We start from the raw sequence: 18,035 nt of genomic DNA, 5'->3' as shown, positions 1-18,035 counted from the left end.
ATGAGCCAGGGAAGAGAAGCAAAAGTCTACGTCAACGGCAGTTTGGTTGGGACACACCCCGACCCTGAACAGCTTGCAAACCAGGTCCGAGAGGCCCGACGACGCGGCGACGTCAGCGAGATGGTGAACGTCTCGGTGAAAGGTCGGACCCGCGAAGTCATCATCAACGCAGACGCGGGCCGTGCCCGCCGTCCGCTCCTCATCGTCGAAAACGGCGAACTGCTCGTCTCAGACGAGGAGGTCGAGAAAGTCTCGTCCGGTGAGCTCGAATTCGACGACCTCGTCGACCGCGGCTACGTCGAGTACATCGACGCAGAGGAAGAAGAGGACATTTACGTCGCGGTCGATCCAGAGGAAATCACCGACGACCACACGCATCTGGAGATTGACCCGCAGCTCATCTTCGGTATCGGTGCAGGCATGATTCCGTACCCGGAACACAACGCCTCGCCGCGGATTACGATGGGGTCGGGGATGGTCAAACAGTCGCTGGGGATGCCAGCGGCGAACTACCGCATCCGGCCTGACACGCGCCAGCACCTCCTGCATTACCCACAGCTCTCGATGGTCAAAACGCAGACCACCGAACAGATTGGCTTCGACGACCGCCCGGCGGCCCAGAACTTCGTCGTCGCGGTCATGAGCTACGAAGGGTTCAACATCGAGGACGCGCTCGTCATGAACAAGAACTCCGTCGAGCGCGCACTCGGTCGCTCCCACTTCTTCCGTACGTACGAAGGCGAAGAGCGTCGCTACCCTGGTGGTCAGGAAGACCGCTTCGAGATTCCGGACGACGAAGTGCGCGGCGCACGCGGTGAAGAAGCCTACACGCATCTGGACGAAGACGGCCTCGTCAACCCAGAGACCGTCGTGTCCGAAAACGACGTGCTCCTCGGTAAGACGAGTCCGCCACGGTTCTTAGAAGAACCCGACGACATGGGCGGTCTCTCGCCACAGAAGCGTCGTGAAACCTCCGTCACGATGCGCTCTGGCGAAAACGGTGTCGTCGACACCGTCACCCTGATGGAGGGTGAAGACGGCTCGAAACTCTCGAAAGTCAAGGTTCGCGACGAGCGGATTCCAGAGCTTGGTGACAAGTTCGCATCCCGTCACGGCCAGAAGGGTGTCGTGGGCCACATGGCTCCACAGGAAGACATGCCGTTTACGGCCGAAGGCGTCGTGCCCGACCTCGTGTTGAACCCGCACGCGCTGCCGTCGCGGATGACGGTGGGCCACGTTCTCGAAATGCTCGGCGGCAAGGTTGGCTCGCTCGAAGGCCGCCGTGTTGATGGGACGGCCTTCACGGGCGAGAACGAAGAGAAAATCCGACAGGCACTGCTCGACCAAGGGTACAACTCTGCGGGCAAAGAGGTCATGTACTCCGGCGTGTCCGGTGAGAAGATTGACGCCGAGATTTTCGTTGGCGTGATTTTCTACCAGAAGCTCTACCACATGGTCTCGAACAAGATTCACGCGCGCTCGCGCGGGCCGGTGCAGGTGCTCACGCGCCAGCCGACCGAAGGGCGTGCGCGTGAAGGTGGGCTTCGTGTCGGGGAGATGGAGCGCGACGTGCTCATCGGGCACGGCGCGGCCATGGCGCTCAAAGAGCGCCTCCTCGACGAATCCGACCGGGAATTCATCTACGTCTGTGGTCACTGTGGGATGAGTGCTGTCGAGAACGTTGACCAGCACCGCGTCTACTGTCCAAACTGTGGCGAGGAGACGGACATCCACGAAATCGAGATGAGTTACGCATTCAAGCTCCTGCTTGACGAAATGAAGGCGCTTGGCATCGCGCCGCGCCTCGAACTGGAGGACGCAGTATGAGTTCCAACAGCACACCCAAAGAGATTGGTTCCATCAGCTTCGGGCTGATGAGCCCCGAGGAGTACCGTGAGATGAGCGCGACGAAAATCATCACCGCAGACACCTACGACGACGACGGGTTCCCCATCGACATGGGTCTCATGGACCCGCGTCTCGGTGTCATTGACCCCGGGCTGCAGTGTAAGACCTGCGGGAAACACTCCGGGTCGTGTAACGGCCACTTCGGCCACATCGAACTCGCCGCGCCCGTCATCCACGTCGGCTTTACGAAGCTCATCCGCCGCCTCCTGCGCGGGACGTGCCGCGACTGCTCGCGCCTCTGTCTCACCGAAGACGAGCGCGAGGGGTTCCGCGACCAGCAGACGGTCGCCCGCGAACTCGGTAACGACCTGAACGACGTGACGAAAGCCGCCATCCGACAGGCCCGCAAGGCAGATGCCTGTCCGTTCTGTGGCGAGACGCAGTACGACATCCAGCACGAGAAGCCAACGACGTACTACGAAGTGCAGGACGTGCTCGCCTCCGACTACGCAGAACAGATTGCCGCGGCGATGCAGCCAAACGAGGAAGAAGACCGTCCGGGCACCTCCCCACAGGAGCTCGCAGACAAGACGGAAATCGACCTCTCGCGCATCAACGAAATCCTCTCGGGCGAGTTCCGCCCGCGTGAGATGGACCGTCGCGCACTCGAAAAGGCGCTCAAAATCGACCTCACGGTCGAGGACATGAACAAGCTGATGCCCTCGGACATTCGCGACTGGTTCGAGGACATCCCAGACGAGGACTTAGACGTGCTCGGCATCGACTCTGAGCGCTCGCGCCCAGAGTGGATGATTCTCACCGTGCTCCCGGTTCCGCCGGTCACCGCACGCCCCTCGATCACGCTCGACAACGGCCAGCGCAGTGAGGACGACCTCACGCACAAGCTCGTGGACATCATCCGCATCAACCAGCGGTTCATGGAGAACCGTGAGGCGGGTGCCCCACAGCTGATTATCGAGGACTTGTGGGAGCTGCTCCAGTACCACGTCACGACGTTCATGGACAACGAGATTTCGGGAACGCCACCGGCCCGCCACCGCTCGGGTCGCCCACTCAAGACGCTGAGTCAGCGTCTCAAGGGCAAGGAAGGGCGCTTCCGTGGCTCGCTGTCCGGGAAGCGTGTCAACTTCTCTGCACGGACGGTCATCAGCCCGGACCCGACCCTCTCGCTCAACGAAGTCGGTGTCCCAGACCGCGTTGCAAAGGAGATGACCCAGACGATGAACGTCACCGAGCGCACCTTAGAGGAGGCGCGAACGTACGTTCGAAACGGTCCAGACGGGCATCCCGGCGCGAACTACGTGCGCCGCCCTGACGGCCGTCGCCTGAAGGTCACGCACAAAAACTGCGAGGAACTCGCAGAGAAAGTCGAGGTCGGCTGGGAGGTCAACCGCCACCTCGTCGACGGTGACATCGTCATCTTCAACCGGCAGCCATCGCTCCACCGGATGTCCATCATGGCTCACGAAGTCGTCGTGATGCCGTACAAGACGTTCCGCCTGAACACGGTTGTCTGTCCGCCGTACAACGCTGACTTCGACGGTGACGAGATGAACATGCACGCCCTCCAGAACGAGGAGGCGCGTGCCGAGGCGCGCGTGTTGATGCGCGTCCAAGAGCAGATTCTCTCGCCGCGCTTCGGTGAGAACATCATCGGCGCGATTCAGGACCACATCTCTGGTACCTACCTGCTCACCCACGAGAACCCGAAATTCAACGAGACGCAGGCACTCGACTTGCTCCGTGCGACGCGCGTGGACGAGCTGCCAGCGCCGGACGGCGAGGACGAAGAAGGCGTCCCGTACTGGACGGGCCACACCATCTTCTCCGAACTCCTGCCGGGCGACCTGAGCCTTGAGTTCAAGTCCTCGACCGGTGACACCGTCATCATCGAAAACGGCCAACTGCTCGAAGGCACCATCGACGAGGACGCTGTCGGTGCGTTCGGTGGGCAGGTCGTTGACACCATCATGAAGGTGTACGGCGCAACCCGCGCGCGCATCTTCATCAACGAGATTTCCTCGCTTGCGATGCGTGCGATCATGCACTTCGGCTTTTCGCTCGGTATCGACGACGAGTCGATCGAGAAGGAAGCAGAAGAGCAGATCGACGAGGCAATCGACAACGCCTACGAGCGCGTCCAGGAACTCATCCAGACCTACGAGAACGGCGACTTAGAGTCCCTCCCGGGCCGCACCGTAGACGAGACCCTCGAGATGAAAATCATGCAGACGCTCGGCAAAGCCCGTGACTCTGCTGGTGACATCGCAGAGGAGCACTTCGCAGACGACAACCCGGCGGTCATCATGGCCGAGTCCGGGGCGCGTGGCTCGCTGCTCAACCTGACGCAGATGGCTGCGTGTGTTGGCCAGCAGGCAGTGCGCGGCGAGCGCATCAACCGCGGCTACGAAGACCGCACCCTCAGCCACTACCAGAAAGACGACCTGTCGGCCGACGCCCACGGCTTCGTCGAGAGTTCCTACCGGAAAGGCCTCAGCCCGCGTGAGTTCTTCTTCCACGCGATGGGTGGTCGTGAGGGGCTTGTGGACACGGCAGTCCGCACCTCGAAATCCGGCTACCTCCAGCGCCGGCTCATCAACGCACTCTCCGAGCTCGAAACGCAGTACGACGGCACGGTGCGCGACACGAGCGACACCATCGTCCAGTTCGAATTCGGTGAGGACGGCACGAGTCCAGTGAAGGTTTCCTCGTTCCAGGATTACGACATCGACGTCGACCAGATTGCAGACCGCGTCCTCGATGCGGAGTTCGAGTCCGAACGGCGCAAAGAGGAGTACCTCGGCCTCAAGCGGCCGCCAACGAACCTCTCTGAGTACGCAGACGCGCGTGAAGCGGCGTACAACGACACCCAGGAGGTAGAATCCGATGACTGATTACGACGTACCCAAGGCCATCGCAGAACAGGTCGAAGCGACCGAGCTCCCAAAGCGCCTCAAGACGAAACTCTACGAGACGTTAGAAGAGCGAAACGTCACCGACGAACAGGCGAAAGAGATCGTCATGGCGGTCGAGAACCGCTACCTCGAAACCCGTGTTGACCCACTCGACCCTGTTGGCACCGTGAGTGCCCAGTCGATTGGTGAACCGGGGACGCAGATGACGATGAACACGTTCCACTACGCGGGTGTGGCAGAAATCGACGTGACCCAAGGGCTGCCCCGGCTCATCGAGCTGGTGGACGCTCGCAAAACGCCGGACACGCCGATGATGACCGTTTATCTGGAAGACGAGTACGCCACCGACAAAGAACTCGCCCACCAGGTCGTCTGGAACGTCGAAGCGACGCGCATCCTCGCACTTGGTGACATCAGCACGAACGTCGCGGACATGCTCGTGCAGGTGAACCTGAATCAGGACACGCTAGAAGAGCGTGGGCTGACCGCAGAGGACGTCGCCGGTATCATCGAGGACAAACTCGGCGTGAAAACCGTCCAGAACGGCACGGCCATCGAGTTCGGTCCCGAAAAGCCAAGCTACCGCGACCTGCTCCAGCTCGTCGAAGAACTGCGTGAAATCGTCTTCAAGGGCATCGAAGACGTGCGCCGTGTCGTCATCCGCAAGGAGGACTTAGACGACGAAGACCAGTTCGTCCTCTACACCGAGGGGTCTGCCTTCGGCGAAGTGCTCACCATCGAAGGCGTGGACGCTTCGCGGACGACGTGTAACAACATCCACGAGATTCACCACACGCTCGGCATCGAGGCCGCGCGCGAGGCAATCATCGAGGAGACGATGAACACGCTCGAAGAACAGGGGCTTGGCGACGTGAACATCCGCCACATGATGCTCGTTGCAGACATCATGACCAACCGCGGTGAAATCGAGTCCATCGGTCGCCACGGGATTTCCGGCAGCAAGGAGTCCGTGCTCGCCCGTGCAGCGTTCGAGGTGACGGTGAACCACCTGCTCGACGCGGCCATCCACGGCGAGATTGACGACTTAAACGGTGTCACCGAGAACGTCATCGTCGGGAAGCCAATCCGCCTCGGAACCGGTGACGTCGACCTCAAGATGGGGTCGATAAACCGGAGTGCGGAGCAGGCAGACTAATGAAAGTCACCCTCTCGGACGAAGCCCGCCAGTTCATCGCCCTCTTCGAGGACGTGACCGGCGCAAGCGCCCGCGATTGCGTGGTCGATGACGACAACGACCGCGTGCTCATCCTCGTCGGCGCAGGCGAGATGGGGCAAGCGATTGGCCCCGGCGGCAAGCACGTCCGAGAGGTCGAAGACAAACTGGGCCGCGACATCGAACTTATCGAAAACGCGGACACCCCGGAAGCGTTCGTCGCGAACGCGCTCGCACCCGCCGCGGTGTACCACGTCACCATCAGTCGAAACGACGACATGGTGGCCTACGCCGAGGTGGCACAGGAAGACGCGGGCGTGGCGATTGGCAAAGGCGGGCGTAACATTCGGGCTGCGCGCCTGTTCGCAAAGCGCCACCACGACATCGACGACATCCAATTAACCTGACTCGCGCGTGCGAGGCAGGCTTTTTTGTGGCGACTGCCGACCGACAGCGGTCGCTCTCTGCGAGTGTGAACCGTGAGATACCCGAAAAAACGACTTACTGGAGCGCTTGGCGAATCAGCGAGAGGCCGCCGATGATGACGATGGCGAGCCCAAGGAGGACGGAGAGGCTCCACGACATACCAACGACGATGCCGGTAAAGGAGTTCGGTGCGCCGAAGGTATCGATGAGGTAGCCAAAGACGAACAGACCAATGACGATGCCGATGAGCTTCAACACGAACGAATACCGGAACAGGGTTTCTAAGAACTCCTGGCCCGAGGAGGGGTCGGTGTTCGTAGGGGTGGACATGGGCAAATGTAGACGCGAAAACCGTAATAATCTTTTTATCGGCCCCGGGCGCGTGATACCACGAGCCACATTCGCCACAGAGCGCCCGTCTGCGGGTGCGAAAAGGGAGGCTTAAGTAGCTCCATCAGGTACGAAAGCGTACTATGGCGAACGGCAAGTACGCCGCGCGGAAGCTCAAAAAGGACCGTCAGTCACACCGATGGTCCGACTCTGAGTACGCGCGGCGCGCCCGAGGGCTCGGCGTCAAGTCTGACCCTCTCGAGGGCGCACCGCAGGCCCGAGGTATCGTCCTGGAGAAAGTGGGCATTGAGGCAAAACAGCCCAACTCTGCAATCCGAAAATGTGTCCGTGTTCAACTCATCAAGAACGGGAAGCAAGTCACCGCCTTCTGTCCGGGTGACGGCGCAATCTCGTTCATTGACGAACACGACGAAGTCACCATCGCCGGCATCGGCGGCGCGAAGGGTCGCGCAATGGGTGACCTTTCGGGTGTCAACTACAAAGTCGAGAAGGTCAATGGCGTGTCCATGATCGAACTCGTCCGTGGCAACAAGGAGAAGCCGGTTCGATGAGCGAAGAGGAAACTCCAGAAACAGAACAAGAGGCCGACGCCGAGGAAGCCGGCACGGTCGCTGAGCTGTTCGGCACGTGGGACGTTTCGGAAATCGAATACACCGACCCGAGCACCAAACGCTACATCACCGTGACGCCCATCGCCCACACGATGGGTCGCCACGCGAACAAGCAGTTCCAGAAGAGCGAGGTCAGCATCGTCGAGCGGCTCATCAACCGCCTGATGCAGACCGAAGAGAACACGGGCAAGAAACAACAGGCGAGTTCCATCGTCCGCGACGCATTCGAAATCATTGCAGAGCGCACCGAGGAGAACCCCGTCCAGATTCTCGTCCGCGCCGTCGAGAACTCGTCGCCACGTGAAGAGACCGTCCGTCTCAAATACGGTGGCATCTCGGTTCCACAGGCCGTCGACGTTGCGCCACAGCGCCGTGTCGACCAGGCCCTCAAGTTCATCGCACAGGGTGCATACAGTGGCTCCTACAAGAAGCCAACCAGCGCTGCAGAAGCGCTCGCATCCCAGCTGATGGGCGCAGCAGACTACGACGTCCAGTCGTACGCAATCGGGCAGAAAGAAGAGAAAGAGCGCGTCGCCGCCGCCGCTCGGTAACCGTTCCCTTCTCTCACGTTTTTACGACTCCTGAGCCACGGCGTTCGCGCCGCTCCCCTGTTCCCGCGGGCAGTTGTCGGGCTGACGTGCGCTCGAGAGATTGAAGCGGCTTGAGACCACTGTGTTATTCGACACGGAAACGTCGAGCGCGACCAACATTGACTCGAACGAGTCGTCGCTCGAAGCTGCTCCACGATGCGACTCTCGTTGGTTTAGTCAGCCGCTACGTCGCCCGTGCCGCCGGTGTGCATCGCGTATTTTCTCGTGATTTCGACGAGTGCCTTACGATATTCACTTGCGTTCGTGTCGCGCGCGAGCGTGCGGAATCGCCGTTTGAACGAATCGAGATTCACGTGCGGTGCGTCTGCGGCCGCGATGGCCGCGAGTTCGTAGAGGCGGTGGTCTGCGTCGATGAGGTCGTGGCGCTCTGCGAGGCCAAGCGCGAAGGCGGCGTTCACCGCGGTGATGTCCGGGTCTGCAGCCGGGGTATGGCGAACGGCTCCGGGACGGTCGATAGGCCGGTCTGCGACGGCGGTTGCGAGACTGGCCTCTAAGAAGGCGAGGAGTTTCGTCGCGGGATACACGTCGAGAGTGATATCGTCGGCGTAGATGTCCTTCATGTGGTTCGCAATCTGATAGCAGTGGGTGAGCTTTCGTTGCTCGACTCGTCTCCCGGTAAAGGCGAGGATGAGCGCTTCTGCGGTCGATTGGAGGTGGGATGGATGGCCCTGTTCGTAGCGGTACATGTGGGCGTACTCGTGGAGGACGAGCTCACGAGCCATCGCGCTCGAGGCGGCCTGTCTAGAGAGGTTGAGCAGGTGGTGTTCGGCGTAGTGAGCCGTCCACGTGCGTTCGTCGGGGTTGTCGCGAACCATGACGATGACTGGCCAGTCGAGGTCGTATTCGGTCTCAAAGAGGTACTGTGCCCCGAGAAACGGGTCTTGGAGCACGCCTGCTGGCACACGGACATCCATGTGTATGACTAACAAACGACGGGGTCGAAGATGAGTGTTGTGGGGATTGTTGACATACAGAGTGAAATAGACGGTTTGCGGCGATTTCGAGCGACCTACGCCTCGTTTTCTCGGTTTGGCTCCTGAATAAAGGTTGAGTCACATTTTAGGAGGAAATCAGCTCGTGAGCGGTTTACGCTGTGATATTCGGTAGAATTGATGTCTCAGCGATGGTCCGCACGAAACACTATCCTTTTGAACCTCCTGCCGGAAGGTTAGCCCATATGGGCCGACGAAAGAAGATTGTCCAGGAATGTGAACGCCTGATGGACAAGCCGGAGCACATCCGGAACATGGCCATCGCGGCGCACATCGACCACGGTAAAACAACCCTGACCGACAACCTGCTCGCGGGTGCCGGTATGATCTCCAAGGACCTCGCAGGCCACCAGCTTGCGATGGACACCGAGGAAGACGAACAGGAACGTGGCATCACCATCGACGCGGCAAACGTGTCGATGACCCACGAATGGGATGAGAAGAACCACCTCATCAACCTCATCGACACGCCCGGCCACGTCGACTTCGGTGGCGACGTGACGCGTGCGATGCGCGCAGTCGACGGTGCGCTCATCGTGGTTGACGCAGTCGAAGGCACGATGCCCCAGACTGAGACGGTTGTTCGCCAGGCACTCCGCGAGGGTGTCAAGCCAGCCCTGTTCATCAACAAGGTCGACCGCCTCATCAATGAGCTCCAGGAAGGCCCACAGGAGATGCAAGAGCGTCTCCAGAAGGTCATCCGCGAGGTCAACGAACTCATCCGCGGGATGGCAGAGGAGAAGTACGAGGAAGAAGGCTGGAAAGTCAGCGTCGAGAACGGGACTGTCGCCTTCGGGTCTGCCCTCTACAACTGGGCAGTCTCCCTCCCATCCATGCAGGAGACCGGCATCGACTTCGGTGACATCATCGACTACAACCAGAACGACAACACCGACGAGCTCAAAGAGCTCTCGCCGCTTTCCGACGTCGTCCTGGACATGGTCGCAGAGCACTTCCCGAACCCAATCGAAGCGCAGCCACGTCGTATCCCGACCGTCTGGCGTGGCGACCCAGAGAGCGACATCGCAATCCAGATGCGTGACGTCGACGACGAAGGCGAAGTCGTCTTCATGGTCACGGACATCGCAATGGACCCACACGCAGGCGAAGTCGCATCCGGTCGCCTGTTCTCCGGAACCATCGAGCGCGGTCAGGAGCTCTACGTCTCCGGGACGGCAGGCAAGAACCGCATCCAGTCTGTCGGCCTCTACATGGGTGGCGAGCGCGAAGAAGTCGAGCGCGTCCCTGCGGGTAACATCGCAGCCGTGACCGGCCTCCGCGACGCCATCGCTGGCTCCACCGTCTCCTCCGTCGAGATGACGCCGTTCGAGTCCATCGAGCACATCAGCGAACCCGTCATCACGAAGTCCGTTGAGGCAAAGAGCATGGACGACCTGCCAAAGCTCATCGCGACGCTCCGTCAGGTCTCCAAAGAAGACCCAACCATCCAGATTACGATTAACGAGGACACGGGCGAGCACCTCATCAGCGGGCAGGGCGAGCTCCACCTCGAGGTCATCACCCAGCGTATCGAGCGCAACCAGGGCATCCCAGTCACGACTGGTGAGCCAATCGTTGTCTACCGTGAGAAGCCACGCAAGGCCTCCCCAACGGTCGAAGGCATCTCGCCAAACCGCCACAACCGCTTCTACGTACACGTAGAGCCACTCTCGGAGGAGATTGTGGAGCTGCTGAAGCTCGGTGACGCGACGATGGACATGCCAGAACTCGAACGCCGCGAGGCGCTCATGGAAGCTGGCATGGACAAGGACACCGCCCAGAACGTCGAACACATCTACGGGACGAACATCCTCATCGACGACACGAAGGGTATCCAGCACCTGAACGAGACGATGGAACTCGTCATCGAAGGCTTAGAAGAGGCTCTCGACGACGGTCCACTCGCAAAGGAGCCAGTGTCGGGCGCGCTGTTCCGCCTCGAAGACGCAAAGCTCCACGAAGACGCCATCCACCGTGGCCCAGCACAGGTCATCCCAGCAACCCGCAACGCCATCCACCGCGCGCTCATCGCCGGTGAGGTCTCGCTGCTCGAACCGATTCAGAACGTCCGCATCGACGTTCCGACCGAGCACATGGGTGCTGCCTCCGGCGAGATTCAGGGTCGCCGTGGCCGCGTCGACGACATGTACCAGGACGGCGACGTCATGGTTGTCGAAGGCGTCGCACCAGTGCAGGAAATGATCGGATTCGCCTCCGACCTCCGCTCCGCGACGGAAGGCCGCGCCTCCTGGAACACGGAGAACGCAGGCTTCCAGGACATGGCTGACAACCTCCAGCCAGAGACCATCCAGGAGATCCGCGAGCGCAAGGGCATGAAACTCGAACTGCCCGAGTCGATCAACTACTTCTAGAACGCGCCTTCGGGTGCGACTCTATCTTTCTTTCACCAATCGAAGTGGCAACGCAGTCAGCCCACCATGTGACAGTGCGGCGAATTTTACCAACGGTTGCATGTTACATCAGGCTTTTATCGTCGCACGAGTGAGTGAAACCCATGATTCAGGCCTTTTCCATCGAACATCGTTCGGTGACCCGCCCCATGGCGGCTTGCGCCTCGCCGACGCGCGTCGTCGGGTGGTCAGATGAGTGAGCAAGCAACGACCGACGGCGGGCAGTACACACGGGCCTACATCGTCCGACTCGAACTCACCGACGAACCCGGTGAGCTGTTGGCCGCGCTCGAACCAATCGCGAACAACGGCGGGAATCTCCTCTCTATCTTCCACGAGCGCGGGTCGATTACCCCGCGCGGACGTATCCCAGTCGAAGTCGATTTCGAGGCAACCCCAGAGCGGTTCGAGACCATCGTCGGCGCACTCAGAGAGAACGGCGTGAACGTCACCAAAGCTGGCCCCGAGCGCTACGGCGAGGAGATGAACATCGTGCTCATCGGCCACTTGGTCGAGACGGACCTCTCCGACACGCTCACGCGGCTCGAAGAGTGTACGAGTGCGTCGGTCGCGGACGTGTCGCTAACCGCGCCAAACGGCACTGACGAAGTGTCGTGTGCGCGGATGCGCCTCGCCACCCAACGCGGGCAAGCAGAGCGCGTACTCGAAGCCGTGCGAGCGATTGCCGCAGAGAAGGGCTTAGAGGTCGTTGAGCCGCTTCTCGAAGGAGGTGACCAATGAAACTCGCGATTCTCGGAGCCGGTGCAGTCGGCCGTTCGGTGGCTGAGTTGGCCGGAGAGTACGGCCATACCGTCACGGCACTCGCTGACTCACAGAGCGCAGCCATCGACGCGGCGGGCATCGACGTTGCCCACGCACTCAACCGGAAAGAGCGCGGCAAGACGGTTGGCGCTGAGAGCCCTGAGACGGTTCTCGGCGGCGACTACGACGTGCTCGTGGAAGCAACGCCAACGACGCTCGGGGACGCAGAGCCGGGCTTCAGTCACGTCCAAGCCGCCCTCGAAGCGGACCGCCACGTCGTGCTCGCGAACAAAGGGCCGGTTGCAGAACGGTACGCCGACGTGCGCGCCCTCGAACGCGAGAGCGAGGGGGACGTGCTGTTCGAGGCGACCGTCGCCGGTGCGATTCCCGCGCTTTCCACCATCGCGGACATGGGGTCGCGCAACATCACCGCCGTCCGGGGCGTATTGAACGGGACGGCGAACTTCATCCTCACGCGCATGGCCGCGGAGGGACTCGGCTACGAACACGTCCTCGCAGAGGCCCAAGACCTCGGCGTGGCCGAAGCAGACCCGACGTTCGACGTAGAGGGCACCGACGCGGCGCTCAAGTGCGTCATCCTCGCAAACGTCCTCGCGGAGGGTGCGCGCGAGTACACGCTCGCCGACGCGGAGGTGCGAGGCATCTCTTCGATTCCGCCAAGCGCGCTCGACCTTGCTGCAGAAGACGGCGAGACGATTCGTCTCATCGGCGAGGTGTCCGACGGTTCAGTGCGCGTTGGGCCACGCCTCGTGCCCGAGCATGGTGCACTCGCGGTGAGTGGGACGCGGAACATCGTCCAACTGGAGACGAAGCACGCAGGCCGTCTCAACATCAGCGGTCGCGGGGCCGGTGGCCCGGAGACGGCAACGGCTGTGTTGGCTGACATCGGCCGACTGCGATAGGGCGGCGGAACCGTGCCATGGGTTGTCAAAACGCCCGACGGCGGCGGTGTGACGCGAGCAGCGTTCCGAAATTGTTTTAACCGCAACTCCCAAAAGAACCCGATATAGCGCCTCTGTGCGTGAGATACCAATGAGCGAAGACAAACCGCACCAGAACTTGGCCGTCATCGGCCACGTTGACCACGGAAAGAGTACGCTGGTCGGGCGACTCCTCTACGAGACAGGGAGTGTACCCGAGCACGTCATCGAACAGCACCGCGAAGAGGCAGAGTCCAAAGGCAAAGGTGGCTTCGAGTTCGCCTACGTCATGGACAACCTCGCAGAAGAACGCGAACGCGGTGTCACCATCGACATCGCCCACCAGGAGTTCGACACGGATGAATTCTACTTCACCATCGTCGACTGTCCTGGTCACCGCGACTTCGTGAAGAACATGATCACGGGCGCGTCCCAAGCAGACAACGCCGTCCTCGTCGTCGCCGCAGACGACGGTGTTGCGCCACAGACCCGCGAACACGTGTTCCTCGCCCGTACGCTCGGCATCAACGAGCTCATCGTCGCCATCAACAAGATGGACGTCGTCAACTACGGCGAAGACGAGTACAACGAAGTCGTCAAAGAAGTCAAGAACCTCCTCAAGCAGGTTCGCTTCAACACGGAAGACGCGAGTTTCATCCCAATCTCCGCATTCGAGGGTGACAACATCTCCGAGGAATCCGACAACACTGGCTGGTACGATGGCGAAACCCTGCTCGAAGCCCTCAACGCGCTTCCAGCACCACAGCCACCAACGGACGCACCACTGCGTCTCCCAATCCAGGACGTGTACACCATCTCCGGCATCGGTACGGTCCCAGTCGGCCGTGTCGAGACCGGCACCCTCGACGTCGGCGCGAACGTTTCGTTCCAGCCGTCCGACGTCTCCGGTGAGGTCAAAACGATCGAGATGCACCACCAGGAAGTCCCACAGGCCGAACCAGGCGACAACGTCGGGTTCAACGTCCGTGGCATTGGCAAGGACGACATCCGCCGCGGTGACGTCTGTGGTCCAGCAGAGGACCCACCAAAGGTCGCAGACACCTTCCAGGCCCAGATTGTCGTGATGCAGCACCCATCCGTCATCACCGCCGGTTACACGCCAGTCTTCCACGCCCACACGGCGCAGGTTGCGTGTACCATCGAGTCCATCGACCAGAAACTCGACCCAGCCAGTGGCGAAGTCGCAGAGGAGAACCCGGACTTCATCAAGAACGGCGACGCAGCAGTCGTCACCGTTCGCCCACAGAAGCCACTCAGCATCGAGCCGTCCTCCGAAATTCCGGAGCTCGGTTCCTTCGCAGTCCGCGACATGGGTCAGACCATCGCGGCCGGCAAAGTCCTCTCCGTCAACGAGCGGTAAACTACAATGCAACAAGCACGCGTCCGGCTCGCGGGCACCAGCCCCGTGGACCTCGACAAAATCTGCAGTGACGTCCGCGAAATCGCGGAGAAGACCGGTGTCAACCTGAGCGGTCCGGTGCCGCTCCCAACGAAAACGCTGGAAATCCCCTCCCGCAAGTCCCCAGACGGCGAAGGGACGGCAACGTGGGAGCACTGGGAAATGCGCGTCCACAAGCGGCTGATCGACCTGGACGCCGACGAGCGTGCACTCCGTCAGCTGATGCGCATTCAGGTTCCCAACGACGTCAGCATCGAGATCGTCCTCGAAGACTGACCCGGCGCATCCGCGCCTTTTTCGAACACGCACAGGGGAACCAGAATCCCGACCCCCTCGTGGGGTTGTGAGCGTGTCACTCGCACGGACGAGAAAACGAAGCTTCAAATAACGACACCGGTTACCTGAAACCGCGTTCGGGCTTGTAGATCAGCGGCAGATCGCTTCCTTCGCAAGGAAGAGGCCCCGGGTTCAAATCCCGGCAAGTCCACTATTACTTTCGCGACACAACACGGCGAGCGAAGCGAGTCGCTGTGTCGCGTAATCATTGTACGGCGAAGCCTGGATTTGAAGCCCTGTGAGTCTCGTGAGCGACGCGAACGAGACGACGGCAGAACTCGTTCTGCCGGAAGTCGCAGCACCCGAACGAAGTGAGTGACCGTCTCACTCCGGGTTCAAATCTCGAAGTGGCAACGCCGCTTCGACCTTCGTGGAAACTTCGTTTCCACTCAGTCCCGGCACGTCCATATTACTTCACACCGCCAAACAAACGAATTGTCACAAAAATAAGCCGTTAAACGTGATAATTCGTGAATTATTATCACCTCATCGTGCGATGTGTTAGGAGTAGGTGATTTGCAGTGGCAACTTCAGAAGCGCAGATGGGTGAAACGGGCGGGATGACGATGAGCAGAATCAAGCTGGGTGCGTTCTACCTCGCGGTACTCATCACACTGGGCATGTTCGTGCTCTTTACGGGCGAGCTGTTCATGTTGCTTGGGCTTGGGTTCGTCATCGGCGAGGAGCTCGGCATCCACCAACTCCACGTCATGGGGATTGCAATCGTCGTGTTCTTCGGGGCATTGGCGACGCTCGTCCAGTTGTACAAGCCTCGAAAACGCGTCGCGGCGTTCCAAGCGGGCGCGGTGATGATCGGCATCGCCACGCTCATCCTCGCGGCTACGGGCAACGCCTCGCTGAATGAGGTGCTCCCGTTCTTCGTCGCGATTGCGGTGATTGGGATACTCCATCCCGCAGGCAGGAAGCTTCTAACGGTCGGAAAGAAGTACAGCCCTGCGCTACTCGGATTGACGATTGTCGCCGCCATCCCGCTGCTCGCGTTTGCGATAAACCAACTCGGACTCCAGACGGGCACTGGTGACGAGCACGCGCTCATGGGCCACTACGCCATGATAGCGACGCTGTCGCTCACCATCGTCATCGCCGGACTGCTCACTGCGTTCGAGTCGATTGGCTTCCGCCTGCTTGCGTGGTTGACCGGCTTACTCACCGCGTACTTCGGCCTCCTGTCGGTGGTGCTTCCGATTCAGACGTCGAACGTCGGCGTCCTTTGGGGTGGCCTCGCCATCGTCTGGGCAATCGTGTTCGTCGCCGCCGCGGAGATGAGCGCCCGCGAGGACGCCTCGCCGTACTTCAGCCGCGAGATGCGCGAGCGCGACGACGTGATGCCCGGGAAGCCAGCCTGAACGCTGTAATTGGTTCCACCTTTTTTGCACGCACAAACGCGCAGATATCCAACACAAGCAATTAACAAGTATGCCCGTTAATGGCTAGTCGAACGACACACGCATGTTACCCGCCGAGCGAAAGCGAAAAATCGTCGAACTGGTCACCGCGCACGATGGGTGTGCCGTCGACGAACTCGCAACGGACCTCGAGTTCTCGAAGGCAACGATTCGACGTGACCTCCGCGAACTCGAAGAGGAGGGACTCATCGAACGGTCACACGGTGGTGCGGTTCCGGTAACCGCTGTGGGGCGCGAACAGAGCTACGGCCAGCGCGACGTCCAACACTTAGAGCAAAAGGCCGCCATCGCAGAAGTTGCGACGGGGCAAATCCATCCCGGGCAGGTCGTGTTTTTCGACGCCGGGACGACGACGATGCAGGTTGCAAAGCGCGCGCCAAAAGACGGTTCGTTTCTCGCGGTGACGAACTCACCGTTGCTCGCCATGGAGCTCATGAGCGACGAAAACGAGGTGAAGCTCACGGGTGGCACCCTCCGGAGACGAACCCGTGCGCTCGTCGGTCCGAGCGCGACGGGCTTCATGGAACGCATGAACTTCGACCTGCTCTTTCTCGGGACGAACGCCATCGACAAAGCAGGCGGCCTGAGCACGCCAAACGAGGATGAAGCCCTCGTCAAAGAGGTCATGATCGAACGTGCAGAGCGTGTCGTACTCGTCGCAGACGGCTCGAAGCTCGGCAAGCGCAGCTTCATCGAGTTCGCCACGCTCGCAGACATTGACGTGTTCATCACCGACGAGTCGCTCAGCGCGGTTCAACAAGAAACGTTCGACGCAGCGAATGTAGACGTTTTAGAGACACAATGATATTGACCGTCACCCTGAACCCTGCAGTTGACCACACGCTCACGCTCGACCAGCCACTCAACCCCGGCGAAGTGGCGCGAACCGGTGACGCCCAGTTCGATGCGGGCGGCAAGGGCATCAACGTCTCAAAATATCTCGGTGAACGCGGGGTCGAGACCTGTGCGACTGGCCTCGTTGGCGGCTTCCTTGGCCAGTTCATCGAGGCGCGGCTCGAAGCAACTGGCGTCCCCGCAGACTTCGTCGAGATTGCGGGACTCACGCGGCTGAACACGACCCTCCACGCGCCAGACGGCGAGTTCAAGGTGAACCAACACGGCCCGCGCGTCGGTACGGACGCCGTCGAGCGCATCATCGACACCGCACAGCAACACGACCCGGAGATGGTCGTTATCGCGGGCAGCCTCCCGCAGGGACTCGATGCGAGCGCGATAGACCGCATCGCAACCGCGGGCGAGTGGGAAACGGTCGTGGACGTGGGTGGCGAACTGCTCACCGAGCTGTCTGCGGAGTATGCCCTCTGTAAACCGAACCGCGAGGAACTCACTGCGGCAACTGGGGTAGAGACGGACTCGCTCGAAGACTGCATCGCGGCGGCGAAAGCCCTCCGCGAACAGGGCTACGAGCGCGTGGCGGCCTCGCTCGGTGACGACGGCGCGTTGCTCGTCACCCCAGAGCGCGTGTTCCACGCAGTTGCACTCGACGTGGACGTCGTAGACACCGTTGGCGCAGGCGATGCGTTCCTCGCAGGCATGCTGTCGGCGTTCGCGCGCGGGGCGAGAGACGAAAACGCCCTCAAAGAGGGGGTCGCCGTCGCGTCAGAAGTGGTCACCACTCCCGGCACGCAGGTGCCGATGTTGTCAGACGTGCAACGCAACGCGGGCCGAGTGACTGTTTCTGCACGACAGTAACAGCCGAGTACGCGCGCTTCTTCTGCGAATTTTTCCGGACAACTGGCGCAATCGCCAATAAATTTCGTGATCGAAT

At 60.8% G+C, this 18,035-nt stretch carries 16 protein-coding genes and 1 tRNA gene; 15 read left to right on the top strand and 2 right to left on the bottom strand.

Annotated elements, in window-relative coordinates; all coding sequences use genetic code 11:
- From rpoB to V5N47_RS09640, 4 genes are read left to right on the top strand one after another with little or no spacing between them, the layout of a single operon-like run.
- A complete protein-coding gene (gene rpoB / locus V5N47_RS09655) occupies nucleotides 1-1,827 on the top strand; it encodes a DNA-directed RNA polymerase subunit B (protein WP_338727156.1) in 1,827 nt (608 codons plus the stop codon).
- Nucleotides 1,824-4,763 (top strand): DNA-directed RNA polymerase subunit A', encoded by a 2,940-nt coding sequence (locus tag V5N47_RS09650; RefSeq protein ID WP_338727154.1) that lies wholly within the window; start codon nucleotides 1,824-1,826, stop codon nucleotides 4,761-4,763. The genes rpoB and V5N47_RS09650 overlap by 4 nt, the downstream gene beginning before the upstream one ends.
- Nucleotides 4,756-5,940, top strand: a complete 1,185-nt coding sequence (gene rpoA2 / locus V5N47_RS09645; RefSeq protein WP_338727152.1) for a DNA-directed RNA polymerase subunit A'' — start codon at nucleotides 4,756-4,758, stop codon at nucleotides 5,938-5,940. Before V5N47_RS09650 ends, rpoA2 begins: the two co-directional genes overlap by 8 nt.
- Nucleotides 5,940-6,365, top strand: a complete 426-nt coding sequence (locus V5N47_RS09640; RefSeq protein ID WP_338727151.1) for a NusA-like transcription termination signal-binding factor — start codon at nucleotides 5,940-5,942, stop codon at nucleotides 6,363-6,365. Before rpoA2 ends, V5N47_RS09640 begins: the two co-directional genes overlap by 1 nt.
- Before the next feature lie 94 nt (nucleotides 6,366-6,459).
- Here V5N47_RS09640 and V5N47_RS09635 read toward each other — a convergent pair whose 3' ends face one another.
- The gene (locus tag V5N47_RS09635) at nucleotides 6,460-6,714 is read right to left on the bottom strand and encodes a hypothetical protein (protein WP_338727150.1); all 255 of its coding nucleotides are present in this window, start codon (nucleotides 6,712-6,714) and stop codon (nucleotides 6,460-6,462) included.
- A gap of 143 nt (nucleotides 6,715-6,857) precedes the next feature.
- Between V5N47_RS09635 and V5N47_RS09630 the strand changes: the two genes are divergently transcribed.
- Nucleotides 6,858-7,286 carry a 30S ribosomal protein S12 gene (locus V5N47_RS09630; protein WP_276245555.1) on the top strand — a complete coding sequence of 143 codons (429 nt, stop codon included), beginning with the start codon at nucleotides 6,858-6,860 and terminating at the stop codon, nucleotides 7,284-7,286.
- Nucleotides 7,283-7,897 carry a 30S ribosomal protein S7 gene (locus V5N47_RS09625; protein WP_338727149.1) on the top strand — a complete coding sequence of 205 codons (615 nt, stop codon included), beginning with the start codon at nucleotides 7,283-7,285 and terminating at the stop codon, nucleotides 7,895-7,897. Before V5N47_RS09630 ends, V5N47_RS09625 begins: the two co-directional genes overlap by 4 nt.
- Before the next feature lie 212 nt (nucleotides 7,898-8,109).
- On the opposite strand, the gene V5N47_RS09620 is transcribed toward V5N47_RS09625, so the two are convergent.
- Nucleotides 8,110-8,871: a DUF5781 family protein gene (locus V5N47_RS09620; protein ID WP_338727147.1), complete on the bottom strand. Its 762-nt coding sequence runs from the start codon at nucleotides 8,869-8,871 to the stop codon at nucleotides 8,110-8,112.
- 263 nt (nucleotides 8,872-9,134) lie between these two features.
- Here V5N47_RS09620 and V5N47_RS09615 point away from each other — a divergent pair, with 263 nt between their 5' ends.
- The 9 genes from V5N47_RS09615 to pfkB all read left to right on the top strand — a co-directional run bounded on the left by V5N47_RS09615 (nucleotide 9,135) and on the right by pfkB (nucleotide 17,959).
- Nucleotides 9,135-11,321, top strand: coding sequence for an elongation factor EF-2 (locus V5N47_RS09615; RefSeq protein WP_338727146.1), 2,187 nt, complete (start codon nucleotides 9,135-9,137; stop codon nucleotides 11,319-11,321).
- Nucleotides 11,322-11,552: 231 nt separating this feature from the next.
- Nucleotides 11,553-12,101 carry an amino acid-binding protein gene (locus V5N47_RS09610; RefSeq protein WP_338727145.1) on the top strand — a complete coding sequence of 183 codons (549 nt, stop codon included), beginning with the start codon at nucleotides 11,553-11,555 and terminating at the stop codon, nucleotides 12,099-12,101.
- Nucleotides 12,098-13,045, top strand: a complete 948-nt coding sequence (locus tag V5N47_RS09605) for a homoserine dehydrogenase (protein ID WP_338727144.1) — start codon at nucleotides 12,098-12,100, stop codon at nucleotides 13,043-13,045. Before V5N47_RS09610 ends, V5N47_RS09605 begins: the two co-directional genes overlap by 4 nt.
- 130 nt (nucleotides 13,046-13,175) lie before the next feature.
- Nucleotides 13,176-14,444: a translation elongation factor EF-1 subunit alpha gene (tuf, locus tag V5N47_RS09600; protein ID WP_338727142.1), complete on the top strand. Its 1,269-nt coding sequence runs from the start codon at nucleotides 13,176-13,178 to the stop codon at nucleotides 14,442-14,444.
- Nucleotides 14,445-14,450: 6 nt separating this feature from the next.
- Nucleotides 14,451-14,759, top strand: a complete 309-nt coding sequence (rpsJ, locus tag V5N47_RS09595; protein ID WP_338727141.1) for a 30S ribosomal protein S10 — start codon at nucleotides 14,451-14,453, stop codon at nucleotides 14,757-14,759.
- A 139-nt stretch (nucleotides 14,760-14,898) separates the two neighbouring features.
- Nucleotides 14,899-14,970: transfer RNA gene (locus tag V5N47_RS09590), tRNA-Ala, on the top strand.
- A gap of 370 nt (nucleotides 14,971-15,340) precedes the next feature.
- The gene (locus V5N47_RS09585; RefSeq protein ID WP_338727140.1) at nucleotides 15,341-16,186 is read left to right on the top strand and encodes a hypothetical protein; all 846 of its coding nucleotides are present in this window, start codon (nucleotides 15,341-15,343) and stop codon (nucleotides 16,184-16,186) included.
- 103 nt (nucleotides 16,187-16,289) lie between these two features.
- On the top strand, nucleotides 16,290-17,051 hold the full coding sequence (glpR, locus tag V5N47_RS09580; protein ID WP_338727139.1) for an HTH-type transcriptional regulator GlpR: 762 nt from the start codon (nucleotides 16,290-16,292) through the stop codon (nucleotides 17,049-17,051).
- On the top strand, nucleotides 17,048-17,959 hold the full coding sequence (gene pfkB / locus V5N47_RS09575) for a 1-phosphofructokinase (RefSeq protein WP_338727138.1): 912 nt from the start codon (nucleotides 17,048-17,050) through the stop codon (nucleotides 17,957-17,959). The genes glpR and pfkB overlap by 4 nt, the downstream gene beginning before the upstream one ends.
- The last annotated feature ends 76 nt before the right edge of the window (nucleotides 17,960-18,035 follow it).

It is taken from the genome of Haladaptatus sp. DJG-WS-42 (assembly GCF_037198285.1).
In the GTDB taxonomy this organism is placed as follows: Archaea; Halobacteriota; Halobacteria; order Halobacteriales; family Halococcaceae; genus QDMS2.
Note: the sequence above shows the minus strand (reverse complement) of the source record. Positions and strands in the feature narration are given on the sequence as shown.